We start from the raw sequence: 22,267 nt of genomic DNA, 5'->3' as shown, positions 1-22,267 counted from the left end.
AACAGTAAAATAGTACTATCTGATAATAGACTACTAATACTACAATACAAAAACACTTTTTAAAATGTTCAGACTTGTAAACGCTTAACTAACTATAGTTTATGAGGTTTGATATAAAGTTTATAGGGTTTCTAGTTATGAAAGCGTTTTATATAGTTGTGATAGATGTCGATATTTAGGAAGGAGGGATTAGTAGTTTTTGCTTATATTTTCACAAAATATATTACATAGGAGGCTAGTAAATTGAGGAAACGACGTTTAAAAGCATTCATTATTAAACTTTTAGTTATTATGCTAGTTTTACCACCAGGGTTGTTTAACTTCTCGGCAACTGCTAGTGCGGATGAAGTAGGTCAATCATATCAAACAGTTTATGAAACAGATTTTAGTTCAAATGATCATAATGTAAGAACAGATGCTGGAGGTACTGGAGATGTAGAAGAGGTTACAATTGATGGCCAAACTTATAATGGCTTTTTTATGAGTAATCGTCCAGATGGAGAATGGAACTCTCCAACTTTATCTTATAGTGATGCAGGTATAGAATATGGAGAAACATATAGAATTACTGCGGAGCTCTATACTGACACAGATTCTGATGGGAATTACCAATTAACCACGAATGCCGGCAGTAATCAAGAAATTGATGTTCACAAGTCAATTGTGGCAGGCGAAATAGTTGAAGTTACTTTTAATGGTAAATTAGAGAATGAACAAGAAAACCAGATCCGATTTCAAACATGGAATGCTGCTGGACTTCAATATTATGTATTGAGTATTAAGGTTGAAGTTTTAGCTGATGATGAAAGTGAAGGTGAAGGTGAAGAAAGGCCAACTCATAGAACAGTTTACGAAACAGATTTTAGTTCAAATGATCATAATGTAAGAACAGATGCTGGAGGTACTGGAGATGTAGAAGAGGTTACAATTGATGGCCAAACTTATAATGGCTTTTTTATGAGTAATCGTCCAGATGGAGAATGGAACTCTCCAACTTTATCTTATAGTGATGCAGGTATAGAATATGGAGAAACATATAGAATTACTGCGGAGCTCTATACTGACACAGATTCTGATGGGAATTACCAATTAACCACGAATGCCGGCAGTAATCAAGAAATTGATGTTCACAAGTCAATTGTAGCAGGCGAAATAGTTGAAGTTACTTTTAATGGTCTATTAGAGAATGAACAAGAAAACCAGATCCGATTTCAAACATGGAATGCTGCTGGACTTCAATATTATGTATTGAGTATTAAAGTTGAAGTTTTAGTTGATGGTGAAGACTCAGGAGCACCAGAAACTCCAGAAGAACCATTTGAACCACAAACTATTGCGTCATTTGATTTCGAAGAAAATGCACATGGGTTCCGTGACCGTGGGGATGCAAGAGCCCAGCGTTCGAGCGAAGCTAGTTACGACGGTGACTATAGTTTAAAAGTAACAGGACGTACAGTAGATTGGCATGGAACAATTGTTACTTTAAGTGAAGGTATATACCCTACTGCAACGTACCGAATTACTGGGTATGTTAAGATCATTAATTTTGATGGTAATGAAACATTTAAAGCGACGCTAGACAATGGTGAATGGTCTACATTCGCAGAAAAAGAAATTACTACTGGCGATTGGACTGAATTCACTGGTGAATATCAAACAAGACTCGGTGAAGATTCAATTGACGTATATTTTGAATCTAGTAATGTTACTTCAGGTTATTACCTTGATTCAATAACAGTTGAAATGGTTGCACCACCTGAAGATTTAGATGATGCACCAGCTCAGGTAATGGAAAAAATCACTTTCGAAAAGCCTGAATATCGAGATGAAGAATCAGACGAGTTTAATGCTGGTTTTGTAGGTCGTGGCGGAGTAGAAGAGTTAACAATCGTTGAAGGGGTTAACCGTACTGAGGATGGTAACTACTCATTACTTACAGAAAATCGAACTCAAGAATGGAACGGACCGATGATCGATGTATTTGATTATGTTGATTTAGGTAGTGAGTATGAAGTATCCGTATGGGTGAAAATGAAAGAACCTGCAAGTTCTAACGTTCAATTAAAAGTGCAAATGGGTTCTGGTGATAATGCAAGTTATCCGGAAATTACTAATGCAACAGTAACTGCTGATGGGTGGGTAAATCTAAAAGGTACTTATACATTCCGCAGTTCTGGTGGAGGAAATATCTCTATATACCTAGAAACTCCGAGAGCTAATGAATCGTTTTACATTGATGATTTTAGTTTTGTCAAATTGGAATCAGCTCCGATTGAAATACAACCTGAGCTTCCTTCAATTAAAGATGTTTATGCTGAACATTTCTTAATTGGTAGTGCAGTTAACATGAGTGATTTTGAAGGGGTAAATTTAGAGTTACTTGATAAGCATTTCAATTTAGTGACTGCTGAGAATGCTATGAAACCTCAGTATCTCTATGATGCTGATGGAAACTTAAACTTTGATAGCCAAAATGAGTTTGTTGAGAAAGCAATCGAAGAAGGTTATAAAGTCCATGGTCATGCGATTGCTTGGCATTCACAATCAAACTATGATAGGTTATTCCCACAAGGAATAAGCGAAGAAGATGCCCTCAAAAATTTAGAAGATTACATTGAAGCCGTTATGAGAAACTATGCAAAATATGACGGCGAGTTAATATCATGGGACGTATTAAATGAAGTAATTGTTGTAGATAATAGTAAGCCATATACAGAGTGGAGAGAACATTTACGTAATACGAGAGCACTTCAAGTATTCGGACCTGAGTATGTTCAGATGATCTTTGAAATAACTAAACATTGGAAAGAAGAATTAGATCTAGATGTAACTCTTTTCTATAATGATTACAATGATCATATCCAATCGAAAGCTCAGATTATTTACTACATGGTAAAAGAAATAAACGAAAATTATCAAGAGAAAAACGAAACAGATGACCTTCTAATTGAAGGTGTAGGTATGCAGGCGCATTACAACATTAATCTAAATCCAGATAATGTTGCGCTTTCAATGGATCGTTTTATTAGCCTAGGTGTTGAGATTGGTGTAACAGAATTAGATGTTACAGCGGGCGACAATCATCAATTAACCGAAGATGAAGCTAACCAGCAAGCTTGGATTTATGCAAGACTTTTTGAAATTTATTTGGATCGAAGTGAGCATATCTCACGTGTAACGTTTTGGGGAATTAGTGACGCAAATAGTTGGAGAGGTGAGCAAAACCCTCTAATTTTTGACCGTAGACTTCAAGCAAAGCCAGCTTTCTATGCTGTAGTTGATCCGATTGGTTTCCTAGAAGAGTACGAAGAAACTGTAATTCCACCTAGACAAGGTCAAGCTATTTATACAGATCAAGCGCCAACAATTAATGGTGAAATTGATGATGTATGGAATGAAGCTCCTGTCATGACAGCCAATCGTGCGCAACAGGCATGGCAAACTGCTGAAGCTAATACTCGTGCGTTATGGGATGAAGACTTTTTATACTTGTTATTGGAGGTAGCAGCTACACAGTTAGTGGACTCTAATTCTAATCCTTGGGAACAAGATTCAGTTGAAGTATTCTTAGATCAAAAAAATACAAAACTTCCAAGTTATATTCAGAATGATGGATTTGGGCAATATCGAGTGAACTTTAATAATGTGTTTACACATGGTGATGGTGGTCCTTATACAGATGTTAAAACAGCAACAAATGTTAACGGAACTAGTTACGTTGTTGAAATGAAAATCCCGCTTTATGCAATCGAACCAGTTAATGGACATGTTCTTGGATTTGACTTCCAAGTAAATGATGCAGAGGTTGGTGGAAGAAGAGGGGCTATGGCTTGGAGTGATACAACTGGTATGGGGTGGTCTGATCCATCTGTATTTGGTAATCTTACTCTTAGAGGTAGAGCATATGAACCAGTAAATGGTGTTGTTGACTTAAGTGGGTATACTGATGAAAAAATAGTTATTACAGAAGAGCCTGTGAAGTTTAACCCACGAATTGCTGAATCAACATCATTGAATTTTACTTCTAAAATAAATGATAAGTCTGTAAATATCGTCTTCCCAATTAGTGTATTTGAAAAGGTAGACACAGAAGATGAGAACGTTATCTTAACGGTAACCACTCGTGGAGTGAGTGAAGTAGTAAATGGTGAAAGAGCTAAGAGTTCAATTTATAAGTTTGAACTTGATGGAGTTGATACTACTAAGTTTAATGAAAAAGTTACTCTTGAGTTACCAGTGGTTATTAGTGATGATACTAAAGTTAGTAACTTACGAGCGTTCTATTACAATGAAGGCACTAAAAAGTGGGAAATTATTGGTGACTCCGAATATGATGAAGTAAAAGGAGTTATTGTTGCTAAAACGTCTCACTTTAGTACATTCGCTGTTTTAGAAGCAACAGATGAAGAGATTCAAATCTATGAGCTACAGCAGTTAGTAGAAGAGTTAAACAGAAGAATTTCTGTACTTGAAGAAGATAGTGAATCACATCATGATGAAATAAGTGAACTAACTTCCCAAGTAAATAAATTAGAAGAAGATATTGCAAAACTAAAAGTTGATTTGGAAGGCGATATATCTGATCTTAATGAAGAGATTGAGAGGTTGAACAACAAACTTTTAGCTTTGAGAGCATTAGTAGAGCAATTATTGGCTTTACTAGGATCAAATCCTGTTGAGATAGAAGTTGGTAATGAAGTTACTGTATTCCCTTCACAGAAGGTGGTTGTAAAAGATAAAAATTCATCAGTCACAATGCCAGCTGATTTACCACTAGGTACAAGGATTGAAGTTGAAGCGTTTGACAGTGAAAACTATACAACAACTGATGATGTAGTTCTTAAGCTTGCTGGTGAAGTAATAACTGTTAATCTAACATTCCCTGAGGGATATGAAGACTACACAGGCGACTTTACTTTAGAGTTAGCTTATAACCCAGAATTTGAGGAGGCTGCTATCTACTACTATCTAGGTGATAATGTTTGGGAGTATCGTGAAGAAGGAACAATGGATGAAGAGAGACATGTTATTCGTCTAAGTGTGACTGAATTCTCAACATATGGAGTCTTTACAGTGGCCCCAGTAGATCCAGATCCAGTAGATCCAGTAGATCCGGTAGATCCAGTAGATCCGGTAGATCCAGTAGATCCAGATCCAGTAGATCCAGATCCAGTAGATCCGGTAGATCCAGTAGATCCAGATCCAGTAGATCCAGTAGATCCAGTAGATCCAGTAGATCCAGTAGATCCAGTAGATCCGGTAGATCCAGTAGACCCAGTAGACCCGGTTAAAGAACTCGAAAAACAAATTGACGAGTTGAGAAATTTAATTAAAGATATAAAAAATACTTCCGATGCTGAATTAGATGAGTTGAAAACTAGGGTTTCTGAGTTAGAAGCTCAACTAAAATCACTTGAAGAATCTAATCAAGAATTAAGTGATGAAGTAGCAGCACTAAAGAAATTAATTGAAGAACTCGAAAAAGACTCAAAAGATGGTGAAGAAGAAAAGAAAGATGCTCCTAAAGATGACAAAGAAACAGCCAAAGATGAGAAAGACGGAGAGAAACTTCCTGACACAGCAACGAACAACTTTACTATGCTGTTGATTGGTTTCCTTACTTTACTTGCTGGAGCAATCTTCTTAGTAATCGTTAATCGTCGTGAAAAACTGATTAACTAATAATTATTAAATGGAAGCTTCCAATGCCAAGCAGGCTTTGGGAGCTTCTTCTTTTTTCATTTTCTTCTCAATATTCACGAATCAATTAAGCCATTTGTGATGTATGACTTTATCATTAATAGTAGTAATCCTTATTCCAAGTGCTCGATGAGAGTTTTCCAACAATATACTATCTGAATCGAATTCAAGGTGTACTTCACCCTAGGGCCTTTCACCGAAGCTACTTCGTCGCGTCTTCCTTACTTGTGGCACTGTCCCAACCACCTAGGAATAACCGTATATATATATGACCCCAATTTTTTCATCAACAAACTCACAAAACACCCCACCTACTCTCGCCACATATCTTAATATCAATAAGTCCACCGTTATAATAAACAATTAAGTAATCCACACGCCTCTTCGACACCCTTCGCCATATTAGGTGAAATGAGAGAGGCTCATGTTGTATAATAGGGGGATAATATAGGAATTTTATATGGACACGGACTTATTTTTTATAGGGGAAATTGTCATATAAATACATCAATATAAGGGAGTGGGCTGATGTATAAAGTTTTATTAGTGGACGACGAGGTTTTTGTACGACAAGGCTTATTAAGCTTAATTAGCTGGGAAGAGTTTGGATTTGAAGTAATTGCAGAAGCTGGGAATGGTGAAGATGCATTTGAGCTTATTGAAGAGCATTCTCCAGACCTTGTCATAACAGATATTAGAATGCCTGTTGTTGATGGACTTGAGTTAATTAAAAATGTGCATAAAAATTTAAATAGTGATCAAAAATTCATTATTGTAAGTGGCTATAATGATTTTTCCTACGCTCAAAAAGCAGTCAGGTTTGGGGTATTAGACTTTATTTTAAAGCCGATAGATCAGGAAGAATTGGAAGAGACACTTCAAAAGCTGAAGGAAAAGCTAGATGGGGAAAAGCGCGAGAATACTACGAGAAAAAAGTATATGGTTAATCAAATATTTGTCCAATCCTTAGAGGGAAATGTAGACGATGAGGATATGTTTGAATGGTCAAAGGCTTTAAAAGTGGAAAAAAGTGATTTCTATCATTACTTATTATTAGAGATAAATAACCTCAACATTGATGCTGGATTAAGTGAAGATGGCGATGGAGAAGACCTCAAAGAAGTGATCAAAAATACTATGTATAGGATCACTAGTAATGATGATCATTTAATGATGTACGAGCAGCAAGACAACGCGATTGGGTTGCTCATCGCATCAGATGATTTGAAAAAATTCGATGGCGAGATTGTTCCATTAGGGGAGAAGCTGGCGAAAGAGGCATCACGAAAAAGTAATAAAATAATAACAGCATTTGCTGGTAAAAAAATAGATAATCTTAAATATTTGAAGGATTCCTATGAAACGGCAAATAGCATTCGAGGATTTAAATATGTTTTATTAGATCAATCTTCTATATGTTATGAAGACGTGAAGGTTATTCCAGTAATCTATAATGAATTGCGGAATGAGCTATTCGTTTCATTTATGGAGCAATTAGAGGAAAACAGCAAGGATGAAGTTAACGAAACAATAGAAAAAATATTTAAGGAGTTTCAAGATAAAAGTTTTGCTCCTAAGGCGATTCGTACGACGATCAATCGTTGCATACATGGTGTTATTGAAAGAATTAATACTATGGAAGGGAATGAACAAGAATTGTCCTCCCTCACACCTATGATGCACTGGGAGAAGTATAATTTGACATACGGAGAGCTAAGAAAACTTTTCACTGCATTTATCCTGGATAGTGCCACATATATTCAAGAATTACGAAAAGAAAACATGAAAGGCGATATTTATAAAGTTAAATCTTATATGGAAAAGAACTTTCATGAGAATATTAGTTTGAAGAGTATTGCAAGTAAGTACTATATGAACCCTGTGTATATGGGGCAGTTATTTAAGAAGACCTTTGGCATGTACTTTAAGGAATATTTACTTCAACTGAGAATTGATGAAGCGAGAAGGTTGTTGAGGCAGACGGACATGCGAGTGTACGAAGTCGCTGAAAAAGTTGGATTTGGTAGTACAGACTACTTTGTGACCCAGTTCGAAAAAATAAATAAATTAACACCAACAGAATATCGAAACGAATTACTAAAAAAATAAAAACAAAGGATTATTCCGATGCAATCTCCTATAAGATTTTTTAATAATTTAAAACTGAGAAGTAAGCTGCTGATCCTTTATTTATTGTGTGTATTTATTCCGATTGTCGTTACAAATGTGACGTTTTATAGTGTAACGACCAATAACATTAAAAATCAAAAAATGGACGATGTGGATTTAGTACTAGAACAAATTACGAATGAATTTTTGAATGTTGTTGATCAAGCAATGGGGATTTCAGCTGGTTTTTATTCCAATACAAGGCTGTATGAATTTTTGGACACTGATTACGAGAACTCTATTCAATACATTGAAGCATTTGAAGATTTCATCAGCCATTATAATGTTTATAGTCCTCTATATTATTCCATTCAAGATATATCCTACTATACGAACAACCCGACTGTGATATATGCAGGGGGAATTCGTACATTAGAGGAGGCATTTGAAGAGGGATGGTATGATGGATCGGCTCCTGGGTCACACCCGGTTTTTGTCAAACCTGATCCCCAGGAAGAGGGGGACCTATTTAGTGTTATACGATCTTTAGATTATTTTCGTGCATATAGTGCTAATGAAAAATTTATTCGTATTGATATTAATCCATTGTCCCTTAGACAAATATTTAATAATGTTACCTTCCCGGGAAATGTTTACTTATTAAATAATGAAGGTGAAATTGAATTCTCAAATGACTACTCTATTAATTGGCGTAGTGAAACGGTTTCATTTAACTCAATCTCTCTGAATGAAGATACTATTTTGTTGGACGAAAAGGTCCTTCCTCAAAGTTATATAGAGGGTTGGCGTATGGTAGGGGTTATTTCTGAGTCTGACATTCTAGAAGAATTACATCAATCAGTCCAATTTATTCTATTTTTTGCATTATTAAATTTTACAATACCTACTATTATCATTATTCTAATATCGAGATCACTACATGTGAGGCTAGCAAGAATACTTAAATATATGAAAAAAATGAAAGAGCAAGATTTTGAAACAATTGACTCACAAGAAGCAAAGGATGAAATAGGTGAATTAACAATCGAATTCAACAAGATGACTCGAACGATTAGAACGCTAATAAATGAAGTATATGTTGCAAATATTGATAAGAAAGATTTAGAGCTAAAAGAAAAGCAAGCCCAGTTAAGTGCACTACAGAGTCAGATCAATCCACATTTCTTATTTAACGCCCTTGAAACTATTAGAATGAGAAGTCTAATTAAAGGGGAAAAGGAAACAGCTAAGATCATTCAGAACATGGCAAAAATATTTAGGAACTCCTTGACCTGGGGGAAGGAATGGGTAACCGTCAAAGAAGAACTAACCCTCATCCTCTGTTTTCTTGAAATTCAAAAGTACCGGTTTGGTGATAAGCTAGAGTATTCAATTGATATTGACGAAAACGTCTATGACAGTCTTATCCCGAATATGGCATTTCTTCCGTTTGTGGAAAATGCAAGTATTCATGGTATAGAATCTGTAAAAGATACGGGACTCATCCAAATTAAAATAAAGAAAGTAAATGATGAAGTGGTGTTTACTGTACAAGATGATGGTTCTGGTTTTGAAAAAGACAAGCTAGATAAAATGCTAGATAGCTTAAAGAATGAAGAAAGTATGGGAGAATCCATAGGTATTAAAAATGTTTATTATCGTTTGAAACTATACTATAAGACAGATTTTGGTTTTAGTATAAAAAGCACTCCAGGAAAAGGAACGACGGTAGAGATTAGACTAAAATCTGAGCGTGAATATATTAATTAAAATTGAGGTTGGGCATTTGCCCAATCTCTTTTCTATTTGGAAAGCTTACCAGACGTACGCGGCAAAGAAGACACTGCGAAAGTTGAGCGGATGTCGCACTTGTACCTTGCGTGAAAGTGTGTACCTGTAACAAAAAATGAACATTACCATTTTAACAGAGCTTTCTATTAAAGAATAAAAGCTATATGATCAAAGTTTTAAAATTATTCACATATTGAAAGGCCCATAATCAAATTTTATGATTTAATAAAATCATCGTGATCATTTTATATGAAAATAGTACTTTCTGGAGGTGAGAAATCCATCGAATAATGTATTAAATGTGCTGAGTAAAATAAAGATTAAGCTCACTAAACGATGAAAAACTATATTAACCTATCAAATTTAATTCCAAATCATTCCAGATTCGACACCGGTTAGTGACAAAATTAGACATTTTTCGCACGTTTCAAGTGATTTTTCTTGGACAAATGAAGTTTTTTTTGTACAGAAAATGCTAGTTTTATAAGGTTTTATACATATTTAGTTTAGGAATCTATATTTTTCGAAGTCTAAACTATAGTTTGGTGGGTGAAGAAAGTCTCCTGTAAGCGCTATAATGAAAGTGCTTTCACAGAAGGAAGCGAACTTTTAAAATAGCGAGAGGGGCTGTCACATGTTTAAGAAAAGTAATTTATTATTAATGTTAGCGTTGTCTTTGCTTCTAGTATTCGCTGCTTGTTCAAGCGACGATGATACTCCAGCAGATGCAGCTGAAGGGCAAGATCAAGAAACTACTGATTCAGGAGAAGCTACAGGCGAATATCAAACAGAGCCGGTTGTAACTTATTCATTCTTTAACGCTGCTGATTCAGGTCGTGACATTAACACAAACGAAACGGTTCTAGGTCAGCTTTTTGAAGAGCAAACAGGTGTTAACTTTGACCTTGAGCACATTGTTGGTGACATTAACCAACGTATTGGTGTAATGGTAGCTAGTGGAGATTACCCAGATGTAATCGTTCCAGATGCTGCAATTGACACATTGTTAGATGCAGGTGCATTCATTCCATTGAATGATTTACTTGAAGAGCACGGTCCTAATATCCTTGAAATGTATGACGAGTATATCGACCGCTTCACAATGGAAGACGGAAACATCTATTGGATCCCATTTGGTGCAACTGTAAACGAATTCAAACCTATGGCTAATATCGACCAAGGTGCATTCTGGATTCAACGAGGAGTACTAAAAGAAAATGGCTTCCCAGAAGTAACAACTTTAGATGAGTACTTTGATCTTATTACACAGTATGCAGATGAAAATCCTGAAATTGATGGTATGAGAACGATTCCATTTACTGGATTAACGTATGACTGGAGATTCTTTGCTTTTGCTAACGCTCCTAACCACTTAGCTGGTTTCCCTAACGATGGAGACGTTATGGTTGATATGGAAACTTATGAAGCTTCAGTTTATGCTGATTCTGAGCACACTAAGCGTTACTTACAAAAATTAAACGAACTTAACGCTGAAGGTTATTTAGATCAAGAAATGTTCGTAATGAACTATGATGAGTATTTAGCAAAATTAACTTCTGGTCGTGTACTTGGATTCTTTGACTATGGATGGCAGTGGGGTAATGCACGTGATGCATTAAGAGACGCTGGAGATCCAGATAAAGAATTTATGGCATTACCAATCGTATTTGACGAAGATATTGTAGATCAGTATATTGAGCCACCAGCATTCACACAAAACCGTGGTGCAGCGATCACTGTTAATGCAGAAAATCCAGAACGTATTATTCAATTCTGGGATAACCTTGTAAAAGAAGAAAACCAAAGACTTATTATGTGGGGCTTTGAAGGTGAGCATTACGAAGTAGATGAAGATGGTATGTTCTATCGTACTGATGAGCAACTAGTTCTTACAGCAGAACAGTCTGAAAGAGATAGAGTTGGAATGTCTGTGTTCGAATGGAACTGGCCGCGAATCAACGGTTCATTCTCTGATGGAAATGCAGTTGAACCACGTAGACAAGCAGAAGTTGCTTTAGCTGATTACAGCGAAGCTGATAGAGAATATCTAGAAGCTTATGGTATTGAAACTTTTGCTGAATTATTCGCACAACCACAAGATCGTCCATGGTACCCTGCATGGAGTGCAAACATTGAACAAGGTTCTGATGTACAGATCTTTGAAGAGCGTTCTGAAGAAATGAAAAAGCGTCACTTTGCTCGTATCGTATTAGCTGACCCAGCTGACTTCGAAAAAGAGTGGAATGACTTTGTAGAAGCTTATCGTTCACTTGACGTAGATGCTTTTGAGAACTTCTTTACAGAAGTTGTTGAACAACGTCTAAGAGGCGAATGGTAATCTGAACGATTGATTGATGGTATCAAGGGGCTGTGACAAACCGAATAGAAGGGATGTCATAGCTTCCCTTTTTTACCTTTTAAGGTGCATAACGAGGAGGGAGACCAGTGTCATTACAACAAACACCAACGCCAACGGCGCCAAATCCGAGCCCAAAGGGTTCAGTTAAAAATCCGACTGGTTTTAAATTATTCTTAAGAAGATGTAAAGAACAAAGAGTATTACTTTATATGAGTATCCCGTTTATTATCTGGTTAATTATTTTCAGATATTTACCAGTAGCTGGTTGGGTAATGGCGTTCCAAGATTTTAGACCGGCTAGACCAATGTTTGAACAAGATTGGGCTGGATTTAAGCACTTTGAGTTCTTATTTACAGATCCGAGATTTATGGAAGTAATGCGTAACACCCTTGCAATGAGTTTCATTAACCTCATTTTAGGCTTTGTGACAGCTATCTCTTTAGCCATATTATTAAATGAATTACGTAACGTAACATTTAAGCGAATTGTACAAACAATTAGTTACATGCCTCACTTCTTATCATGGGTAGTAGCAGCTGGTTTAGTATCAGCAGCATTGTCAATGGAAAATGGTATTATTAATATCATCCTTACAAATATTGGAATTATTGATAGACCAGTTATGTTCTTAGGTATTGGAGAGTATTTCTGGGGAATTATCGGGCTCTCTGATGTTTGGAAAAACGTAGGTTGGAACTCAATTATTTACTTAGCTGCAATTACAATGATCGATACAGAACAATATGAAGCAGCAGAAATTGATGGAGCGTCCCGTCTACAAAGAATCTGGCACATTACTTTACCTGGTATGAGACCAGTAATCGTTATCCTACTAATCATGAACATTGGTTATATTTTAGAGTCTGGTTTTGAAGCACAATATCTATTAATGAACCCAATGAACATGGATTATGCGGAGAACTTGGATATATTCGTTTTAAGATACGGTATTAATATGGGGAACTTCTCCTTAGCAACAGCAGCAGGTATGTTTAAAACAGTAGTCAGCTTCATCTTCCTATTCTCAGCAAACTCAATAGCGAAGAAACTTGGCGAAGCGAGATTATTCTAGAGGAGGGACATCATGAAGAAATTTTTATCTAAGTTTACAGGCCGTCGTCGTGGTGTAGATGACCTTGTATTCGATACACTTAACGTTATTTTCATGGTATTGCTAGTCGTAGTAATGCTTTACCCAATGATAAATACGTTGGCAATTTCCTTTAACGATGCTACTGATACAGTACGTGGTGGTATTCACTTATTACCAAGGGAATGGACAACATACAACTTTGAGCACGTTTTTGGTGAAGCACAAGTTTTACAAGCAGGTATTATTTCGATTTTACGTACAGTAATTGGTACGTCACTATCAGTATTCTGTACAGCAATGGTAGCTTATACTATTAGTAGACAATACTTCGTACTACGTAAATTTACAACTTTAATTTTCGTATTAACAATGTACATCAATGGTGGTCTTATCCCAACTTACCTATTAATGAGAGAGCTTTCTTTAATCGGTACATTCTGGATTTATGTTATTCCACATATTGTTGGTATCTTCCAATTAATCGTTACGCGTTCCTTTATTGAAGGATTACCAGAGACGATTTTCGAATCAGCACGTATTGATGGTGCGGGTGAATGGACTCAATTTATAAAAATTGCTTTACCACTAAGTTTACCGGTAATTGCAACAATTGCATTATTCTTTGCAGTATTCCAATGGAACCAATGGTTTGATGTGTTCATCTACAACTCATCATATCCAAACTTAAGTGTATTACAGTATGAGTTGATGAAAGTACTTCAAAACTCTAACGCATCACTAGGTTCTGGTTCTGCAGCAGGTGCCTTCGCAGCTTCGCAAGGTGGGGTTGTTCAAACAGTAACACCACAGGCAGTTCGTGCAGCGATGACAATTGTAGTAAGTGTTCCGATCATCTGTGTATATCCATTCCTACAAAAATACTTTGTTAAAGGTCTAACTCTTGGTGGAGTTAAAGGTTAATAGTCCACTTCAAACCTAATATATTATAAAAACGGTTGATTTGAGTTTGCGCTTAAGAAACTATTTGTAGTCTTGTTTATACTATATAGAAACATAATTTAATTCTTTATATGATGTTCATTTCTTCTAGAATATGCACTGTTATATGATTCAAAAAATAAATCTATTATATTAATCTAATCTCTCTGGTGATGCCATTAGCGAAGGTGAATCTTATTCATTAAAGCAATGGCATTCATCCAGACTTTTATCGTTAAAGAGATATTAATATAATAAAAATGGAGGCAAAGCATGGAAAACAAGTCAATGCCCCCTTCACTGTATGCCAAATATAAAGATTATTTTCCTATCGGAGCTGCAGTGAATTCAAAAACACTTCATTCTGAACAAGAATTATTAAAGAAACACTTTAATAGTATTACTGCAGAAAATGAAATGAAGCCAATTCTTCTACAGCCACAAGAGGGCATATTTACATTTGAAAAATCCGATGAAATGTTTGCGTTTGCAGAAGCAAATAATAAGATGGTTCGTGGTCATACGCTAGTATGGCATAACCAAACACCAGATTGGTTTTTTGAAAATGAGGATGGTACTCAAGTAAGTAGAGAAAAGCTGATTGAAAGAATGGAAACACATATTACAACGGTAGTGTCCCGTTATAAAGGGCGTGTCTATGCTTGGGACGTTGTTAATGAAGTGATCTCTGATCATGAAGGAGAGTACTTACGTAAATCAAAGTGGCTTGACATTCTAGGTGAAGACTTTATTTCGATAGCCTTTGAAATTGCCCATAAAGCGGATCCAGAAGCATCATTATTCTATAATGATTACAATGAGTCGGACCCTGAAAAACGAGAGAAGATTTATAGATTAGTAAAATCTCTCAAGGATAAAGGTGTTCCAATTCACGGTGTTGGTTTACAAGCCCATTGGAATATTTATGGTCCAACTATTGATGATATTAGAGCTGCAATTGAGCGTTATTCGTCACTCGGTCTACAACTACAACTTACAGAACTTGATGTATCTGTGTTTGAGCACGGTGACAAACGTACTGACCTTACAGAACCAACAGAAGAACTTTTAGAACTTCAAGAGAAACGTTACGATGAATTCTTTAAACTACTTAGGGAATATCGTGATGTTATCACGGGAGTAACATTCTGGGGTGTAAGTGACAGGTATACTTGGTTAAGTGACTTCCCAGTAAGAGGTAGAAAAAACTGGCCATTTGTATTTGATGTAGATCAAAACCCTAAAGAGTCTTTTTGGAAGCTCGTAAACTTTTAGACTATGCTTTGATGTAATGTAACTTAAAGATGATTGTATTCACCTTCTAATTACATTACATCAAAATGATTGGAGGCAGCATCGTGACAGACATCTTAAATAGAAAAGAAAATGGGTATGAAAGCTGGTTAGCATATCTCCCAAAGAGTGAAGTAACGAAGAGTAATTATAAACCATTCTTAAAAAACATCGTACTACCTAAGAAGGATTCTGTAGTTGTCAATTCATCTAAAGAGGAACTTCTTCGTGGAATTTCTTCAATGTTTCAGGTTGAATTAACTATTTCCACTGTGTTTGAAGGAACATCTAACATAGTTTTAGCCACTGCAGATGATTTAGAGCAAGTTGACGGCCTCATTGACACTGATAAAGTAGCACAGTTAAACTCAGAGGGTTACTTAATGAAGTCTGTTCCAGAGAGTGATAGTATCATTATTCTTGGTAAAACAGACAAAGGTATTTTATATGGAACATTCCATTTACTTCGATTACTACAAACTGAATCTAGTTTGCAGAACATAGATATTGTGGAAAATCCACGAAACCAAATTAGAATGCTTAATGAATGGGATAACATGGATGGAAGCGTTGAACGTGGATATTCAGGTAACTCTCTATTTTTTGAAGATAACCGTTTTGTTCGTGATTGGGATAGAATTAAAGATTATGCTAGAATGCTATCCTCATCTGGACTAAATGCTGTTGCATTTAATAACGTGAATGTACACGAAGTAGAATCAAAGTTAATTACTCCAGAATTCTTACCAGATGTAGCAAAAGTGGCGGATATATTCAGAGCTTATGGAATTAAAACTTACTTAAGTATCAATTATGCGAGTCCAATTGAATTAGGCGGATTAGATACTGCAGATCCATTAGATGAAAATGTTCGTAACTGGTGGAAAGAGAAAGTAAAGGAAATTTACGAATATATCCCTGATTTCGGTGGAGTTGTAGTAAAAGCAGACTCTGAGCATCGCCCTGGCCCATTTACTTATGGACGAAATCATGCTGATGGTTCCAATATGCTTGCAGAAGCATTCGAGCCATTTGGTGGAATTGTATTCTGGAGATGTTTTGTATACAACTGTCTACAGGACTGGCGTGATCGATCTACTGACCGTGCTAGAGCAGCTTACGATCACTTCAAGCCACTTGATGGTGAATTTAATGACAACGTTGTTCTTCAAATTAAAAATGGCCCAATGGATTTCCAAGTAAGGGAAGGTGTTTCTCCTTTATTTGGTGCTATGCCAAAAACAAATCAAGTGTTGGAGTTCCAAGTTGCACAAGAGTATACAGGTCAACAAAGACATCTATGTTATCTTATTCCGCAATGGAAAGAAATTTTAGATTTTGATACGTATGCTCAGGGAGAAGGTACTCCAATTAAATCTGTTGTTGATGGTAGTAAATTCCCTTATACATATTGCGGAATTACTGCAGTTTCAAACAGTGGAAATGATGAAAACTGGACTGGTCATACGTTGGCACAAGCTAACTTATACGGGTATGGACGTCTTACGTGGAATCCTGAATTATCTTCCGAGGAAATTACGGATGAGTGGGTAAAAATGACTTTCGGTACAGACCCAGTAGTTGTTAAAGAAGTATCAGAAATGCTTCTTGGATCATGGAGAACATATGAAAACTATACTTCTCCATTAGGTGTAGGCTGGATGGTAAATCCAAACCATCACTATGGTCCAAATGTAGATGGCTATGAATATGACAGATGGGGAACGTATCACTTTGCTGATTGGAAAGGGATCGGTGTTGACCGTACCGTTGCAACAGGTACAGGTTATGCCGGTCAATATTTCCCTGAAAATGCAGAGATGTATGAAAATGTTGATACATGTCCAGATGAATTGCTTTTATTCTTCCATCATGTACCATACACTCATAAGTTGAAATCTGGAAAGACAGTTATTCAGCATATTTATGATACTCACTTTGAAGGTGTAGAAGAGGCGGAGGAATTAAAATCCCGTTGGTCATCACTTGAAGGGAAAATTCCGCCGATGATCTTCCAAGGAGTACTAGAAAGATTTGAACATCAGGTTGAACACTCTAAAGAGTGGAGAGATATTATCAACACGTATTTCTACCGTAAGTCTGGTATTGCTGACGAAAAGAATCGCAAAATCTATTAATTTATAATAGATGATCCAAACCTTATCAAAAAACAGAAGAGGCTGGGACATTAGTAAACTGTTTAACAAGAATACGAACTTTTTTACAACCAATGCGAAGTAATTCCTAAGCGAAAGTTCAAGTTAACGTATGTTAAAACATTTTGTTCTAGGCTCTCTTGTTTTTATAGACATAAGCTTTTAAATTATCAGTAAAAGATGTATTTATTCTAGAAAAACGATATAATATCATTGGAATATGAAATGTAGTATAAATATCAGTCATGAGGTGATTCAGTTTGAGAATGACATTTAGATGGTTTGGTGAAGGGAATGATACGGTAGACCTAAGGCATATTAAACAAATTCCTGGTGTAGAGGGAATTGTTTGGTCTTTACATGATATGGCTGCAGGTGTTGAATGGCCAATGGACCGTATTGAAGAAGTGAAAAAACAAGCAGATGAGCATGGTTTAAATATTGATGTTGTTGAAAGCGTTAATATCCATGAAGATATCAAGCTTGGACTTCCAACTAGAGACAAGTATATTGAAAACTACAAAAAAACAATTGAGAAACTAGGTAAAGTAGGAGTTAAAGTAATTTGTTATAACTTTATGCCTGTTTTCGATTGGACAAGAACGGATCTCTTTAAAGAGTTAGAAGACGGTTCAACAGCCTTATTTTATGAAAAAGCAATCGTAGATGACATGGATCCAATGGATTTAGTTAATACAATTAATGATAACCCTGATTTTACAATGCCAGGATGGGAGCCAGAGCGATTAGCGCAGCTTTCTAAACTATTTGATGCATACAAAGAAGTTTCTGAAGAGGATCTATGGAACAACCTTCAATATTTCTTAGAGCAAATCATTCCAGTTGCTGCAGAAAATGATATTAAAATGGCAATTCACCCGGATGATCCACCATGGCCAATCTTTGGTTTACCACGAATCATTACTGGTAAAGAAAACTTAAGAAGATTTGTTAAGCTTGTGGACAGTCCATATAACGGAATTACCCTCTGTAGTGGTTCCTTAGGTGCTAACCCAAATAACAACGTTGCAGAAATGGTAAGGGAATTTGCGGATCGAATTCCATTTGCACATATCCGTAACTTAAAGCGCTACGATAACGGAGACTTTATTGAAACTTCCCATAGAAGTGAAGATGGTTCCGTTGATATTTTAGAAATAATGAAAGCTTACCATGATATCGGCTTTACTGGATATGCACGTCCTGACCATGGAAGACACATTTGGGATGAGAAATGTCGCCCAGGATATGGCCTTTACGATAGAGGTATGGGAATCATGTACATGTGGGGCGTATGGGATAGTTTAAACAGATATAAGGAAAACAACTAAACGGACATTTTATTAGTATGATAAATTCCTTAAGAAGGTTGACATGAAAGGATGTCAACCTTTTCTTTATAAATAGGCACCCTGATCAATAGGGGAGTGCAATGGTAAATGAATTCTTTTCAGCCTACTCGCTTTCCGCGGGCGGCTGGTAAGCCTCCTCGTGCTTTCGCTCTGCGGGGTCTTACCCTTGCCTTCAATCCCGCAGGAGTCTCGTAGACTTCCAATCATTCACTTACCAAAGAATGCAAATTATCATTCATGATACCTAATTATAAAGAAAAGTGTGAATTGGCACTAGAAGTTATCAATTTACAGGGTAGCATATTATATAGGAGGGATCGTTGATGGATGTTGTTACATTAGGAGAAACGATGGTTTTATTTACACCAGAATCCTCTTCTTTAATTAAATACTCACACACTTTTTCAAGAAAATTCGGTGGGGCAGAAACGAATGTTGCCATTGGATTAACTCGCCTTGGTCATCAAGCAGGTTGGATTAGTCGGGTTGGTAAGGATGAGTTTGGAAAAGCGATGCTTGCCTTTGTTAGAGGCGAAGGTGTAGACGTTAGTCAAGTGAAGACAGATGAAACTGCCCCAACTGGCCTATACTTTAAGGAAGTTCGTAGTGGGGATAATGTGAAAGTGCAATATTATCGTAAAGGGTCGGCAGCAAGCCAAATGACACCTGATGATATTGATGAATCATATATAAAAAAGGCAAAGTATTTACATATAACAGGGATTACCCCTGCCCTTAGTGACAGTTGCTATGAAACTGTTCTTAGAGCTGTAAATATTGCAAAGGAAAATAACATAAAAGTGATTTTTGATCCTAATTTAAGGAAAAAACTGTGGAGTGAAGAGAAAGCAAGGAGAGTTTTATTGGAGCTTGCTGGTTTGTCAGATATCATTTTACCAGGTTTTGAGGAAGGTAAATTCATGTTTGATGAAAAGGACCCAGAAAAATTAGGAGAGCTTTTCTTAAAAGAAGGGGCTAGTGTTGTTATTCTGAAAGATGGTCCTCGTGGGGCTTATTACTTCACTAAAGACGCCCATGCACTAGTACCTGGTTTTCCGATGAAAACGGTAGTAGATCCAGTGGGCGCTGGTGATGGGTTCGCAGCTGGATTTATATCAGGGCTTTTGGATGAGCTTCCATTAAATGAGGCAGTGAGGAGAGCGAATGCTGTCGGTGCCTTGGCAACACAGGTAGAAGGTGACTTTGAAGGATTAGCTGATCGGGAAGAGTTAGAAAGACTAATGGCAGGTACAGACGGAGACGACGTTGATAGATAAGGTTGAATGGAGGAAAGAATATGACTTTAATAGATCAAATTAAAGACAGTGGAATTGTTGCAGTTATACGTGGTGCAAACAAAGATAATATTATTCCAATTGCAAAGGCTTTGAGTGCTGGTGGTGTAAAGGCACTAGAGTTAACGGTGGAAACCCCAAAAATTTTATCATTAGTCGAAATGGCTGTAGATGAATTAAAAGATGAAGCAGTTGTGGGAGTGGGGACTGTACTAGACCCAGAAACTGCAAGAGCTTCCATTATGGCTGGCGCTAAATTTGTTTTTTCGCCAGTCGTTAATCCGGAAACTATTAAAATGACAAAGAGATATGGCGTTTTAAGTGTACCTGGGGCAATGACACCAACAGAAATTTTAACTGCATATGAGCATGGGGCAGACATCATAAAAGTTTTCCCAGCAAACATAATGGGACCTGGTTACTTTAAAGATGTTCATGGACCAATGCCGCATATCCCACTGATGCCTACAGGTGGAATTAATGTAGATAATGTTGGTTCTTACATCAAAGCTGGGGCTGTTGCTGCAGGTGTGGGAAGTACTTTAGTGAACACGAAAGTAGAGATTACGGAAGAATACTTGGAGAACTTAACAAAAACAGCAAGTCAGTTTGTAAATGAAGTAAAGAAAGCAAGAGGTTAGAAATAGAAGCTGGCGTACAGGGAGGAGGAAATTCCTCCGTGCCAGCTATTTCTATTATGAAAATGGAAATACGTATTCATAACATAGGAAAAAAGGAGTGAATAGGTAAATGAAACCTTTTATTCATGATGACTTTCTACTACCAAACGAAGCCTCACGAACGCTATACCATGGTTATGCAAAGGATATGCCGATATATGATTATCACTGTCATTTGAGTCCTCAAGAAATTGCTGAAAATAAATTTTTTAAGAATATGACGGAGATCTGGCTTGATGGAGACCATTATAAGTGGAGAGCATTACGTGCTTTAGGGGTGGAAGAAAAATATATTACTGGTGATGCCAGTGATTATGATAAATTCCAACAATGGGCAAAGACAGTTCCTTATACAATGGGTAATCCCCTATACCATTGGACTCATTTAGAATTGAAGAGATACTTTGATACAGATATTCTATTAAGTGAGGAAACTGGTGATGAGCTTTGGAATCATTGTAATGAGTTGCTTCAAAAACCTGAGTTTTCGGCGCAAAAAATCATTGAAAAGTCTAACGTTGAATTGATTGGAACAACGGATGATCCTATTGATGACTTAAACTATCATAAACAAATCAAGAATAATGAAAATATTTCTTGCAAAGTGTTACCTTCCTTCCGACCAGACATGGCAGTTGAACTAGCGAAGCCAGGTTTTAATGAGTATGTTGAAAAGCTTGCAAACGTTAGTGAAGTTTCGATTAATTCTTATGGGGACTTTCTTAAGGCAATTGAAAAACGAGCAAATTACTTCCATGAGGTTGGATGTAGAATTTCAGATCATGGGCTAGAAACGCTACCATATGAACCTTGTACGGAGAAAGAGGCAGCTGATATTTTTTCTAAAGCAAGACAGGGAGAAGCTATTGCACCGGTTGAGGAAGAAAAGTATAAAACACATACACTATTATTCTTAGGGCGACTTTACCATTCATTAGGTTGGGCGATGCAGTTGCATGTTGGTCCGTTAAGGGATAATAGTGAGAGAATGTTTAATAAGGTTGGAGCTAACACAGGGTTTGATTCGATAAATGATTTCAACTTAGCCAAACAGTTGAATGGCTTTTTAAATGCATTAGATATAACGAATGAGCTTCCTAAGACGATCATCTATTCTTTAAACCCAAATCATAACTACGTGATAGCGACCGCTTGTGGTAATTTCCAAGGTGAAGGACAAAAGGGGAAGGTGCAGTTTGGTTCTGGTTGGTGGTTTAATGATCAGAAGGATGGCATGCTTCGTCAGATGACAGATTTATCGAACCTTGGGTTATTAAGTACCTTTATTGGAATGCTGACTGATTCTAGAAGCTTCCTATCATATACTCGACATGAATATTTCCGACGCTTGCTATGTCAATTAGTCGGTGGTTGGGTCGAAGCCGGAGAAGCGCCGAGGGATTACGCTTTCTTAGGTAAAATGATTCAAGATATTTGTTATAACAATGCAGTGAATTATTTTGATGTGAATGGAAAGTAAGGATCTTTTCAAATATGGT

General features: G+C 36.6%; 12 protein-coding genes. All 12 read left to right on the top strand.

Features of this window, described 5'->3' with window-relative positions:
* The first annotated feature begins 243 nt into the window (after window positions 1-243).
* The 12 genes from BW724_RS16815 to uxaC all read left to right on the top strand — a co-directional run bounded on the left by BW724_RS16815 (window position 244) and on the right by uxaC (window position 22,248).
* Entirely contained in the window at window positions 244-5,682 is a 5,439-nt protein-coding gene (locus tag BW724_RS16815) for an endo-1,4-beta-xylanase (protein ID WP_088076325.1), read from the top strand.
* A 546-nt stretch (window positions 5,683-6,228) separates the two neighbouring features.
* Window positions 6,229-7,809, top strand: coding sequence for a response regulator transcription factor (locus tag BW724_RS16810; protein WP_088076324.1), 1,581 nt, complete (start codon window positions 6,229-6,231; stop codon window positions 7,807-7,809).
* 18 nt (window positions 7,810-7,827) lie between these two features.
* On the top strand, window positions 7,828-9,579 hold the full coding sequence (locus BW724_RS16805) for a sensor histidine kinase (RefSeq protein ID WP_088076323.1): 1,752 nt from the start codon (window positions 7,828-7,830) through the stop codon (window positions 9,577-9,579).
* A 655-nt stretch (window positions 9,580-10,234) separates the two neighbouring features.
* Window positions 10,235-11,938 carry an extracellular solute-binding protein gene (locus BW724_RS16800; RefSeq protein WP_088076322.1) on the top strand — a complete coding sequence of 568 codons (1,704 nt, stop codon included), beginning with the start codon at window positions 10,235-10,237 and terminating at the stop codon, window positions 11,936-11,938.
* 230 nt (window positions 11,939-12,168) lie between these two features.
* Window positions 12,169-13,032 carry an ABC transporter permease gene (locus tag BW724_RS16795; RefSeq protein WP_088078007.1) on the top strand — a complete coding sequence of 288 codons (864 nt, stop codon included), beginning with the start codon at window positions 12,169-12,171 and terminating at the stop codon, window positions 13,030-13,032.
* A gap of 12 nt (window positions 13,033-13,044) precedes the next feature.
* A complete protein-coding gene (locus BW724_RS16790; RefSeq protein ID WP_088076321.1) occupies window positions 13,045-13,974 on the top strand; it encodes a carbohydrate ABC transporter permease in 930 nt (309 codons plus the stop codon).
* Window positions 13,975-14,265: 291 nt separating this feature from the next.
* Window positions 14,266-15,267, top strand: a complete 1,002-nt coding sequence (locus tag BW724_RS16785) for an endo-1,4-beta-xylanase (protein ID WP_235849000.1) — start codon at window positions 14,266-14,268, stop codon at window positions 15,265-15,267.
* A gap of 83 nt (window positions 15,268-15,350) precedes the next feature.
* Window positions 15,351-17,423 (top strand): alpha-glucuronidase family glycosyl hydrolase, encoded by a 2,073-nt coding sequence (locus BW724_RS16780; protein WP_235848999.1) that lies wholly within the window; start codon window positions 15,351-15,353, stop codon window positions 17,421-17,423.
* Between the two features lie 278 nt (window positions 17,424-17,701).
* The gene (gene uxuA, locus BW724_RS16775) at window positions 17,702-18,772 is read left to right on the top strand and encodes a mannonate dehydratase (protein WP_088076319.1); all 1,071 of its coding nucleotides are present in this window, start codon (window positions 17,702-17,704) and stop codon (window positions 18,770-18,772) included.
* Between the two features lie 344 nt (window positions 18,773-19,116).
* A complete protein-coding gene (locus BW724_RS16770; RefSeq protein WP_088076318.1) occupies window positions 19,117-20,070 on the top strand; it encodes a sugar kinase in 954 nt (317 codons plus the stop codon).
* A gap of 20 nt (window positions 20,071-20,090) precedes the next feature.
* Window positions 20,091-20,729: a bifunctional 4-hydroxy-2-oxoglutarate aldolase/2-dehydro-3-deoxy-phosphogluconate aldolase gene (locus BW724_RS16765; protein WP_088076317.1), complete on the top strand. Its 639-nt coding sequence runs from the start codon at window positions 20,091-20,093 to the stop codon at window positions 20,727-20,729.
* Between the two features lie 109 nt (window positions 20,730-20,838).
* Entirely contained in the window at window positions 20,839-22,248 is a 1,410-nt protein-coding gene (gene uxaC / locus BW724_RS16760) for a glucuronate isomerase (RefSeq protein WP_088076316.1), read from the top strand.
* Window positions 22,249-22,267 lie beyond the last annotated feature (19 nt).

The sequence above is a fragment of the Litchfieldia alkalitelluris genome, from assembly GCF_002153425.1.
Lineage (GTDB): Bacteria > Bacillota > Bacilli > Bacillales > Salisediminibacteriaceae > Evansella > Evansella alkalicola.
The sequence above is the reverse complement of the archived record's forward strand: the minus strand, read 5'-3'. Positions and strand labels throughout refer to the sequence as shown.

Coding starts and splice junctions, on each gene's coding strand:
- BW724_RS16770 (WP_088076318.1), top strand. CDS start 19,117: ATGGATGTTGTTACATTAGGAGAAACGATGGTTTTATTTACACCAGAA.
- uxaC (WP_088076316.1), top strand. CDS start 20,839: ATGAAACCTTTTATTCATGATGACTTTCTACTACCAAACGAAGCCTCA.
- BW724_RS16810 (WP_088076324.1), top strand. CDS start 6,229: ATGTATAAAGTTTTATTAGTGGACGACGAGGTTTTTGTACGACAAGGC.
- BW724_RS16800 (WP_088076322.1), top strand. CDS start 10,235: ATGTTTAAGAAAAGTAATTTATTATTAATGTTAGCGTTGTCTTTGCTT.
- BW724_RS16795 (WP_088078007.1), top strand. CDS start 12,169: ATGAGTATCCCGTTTATTATCTGGTTAATTATTTTCAGATATTTACCA.
- BW724_RS16790 (WP_088076321.1), top strand. CDS start 13,045: ATGAAGAAATTTTTATCTAAGTTTACAGGCCGTCGTCGTGGTGTAGAT.
- BW724_RS16765 (WP_088076317.1), top strand. CDS start 20,091: ATGACTTTAATAGATCAAATTAAAGACAGTGGAATTGTTGCAGTTATA.
- BW724_RS16785 (WP_235849000.1), top strand. CDS start 14,266: ATGGAAAACAAGTCAATGCCCCCTTCACTGTATGCCAAATATAAAGAT.
- BW724_RS16805 (WP_088076323.1), top strand. CDS start 7,828: ATGCAATCTCCTATAAGATTTTTTAATAATTTAAAACTGAGAAGTAAG.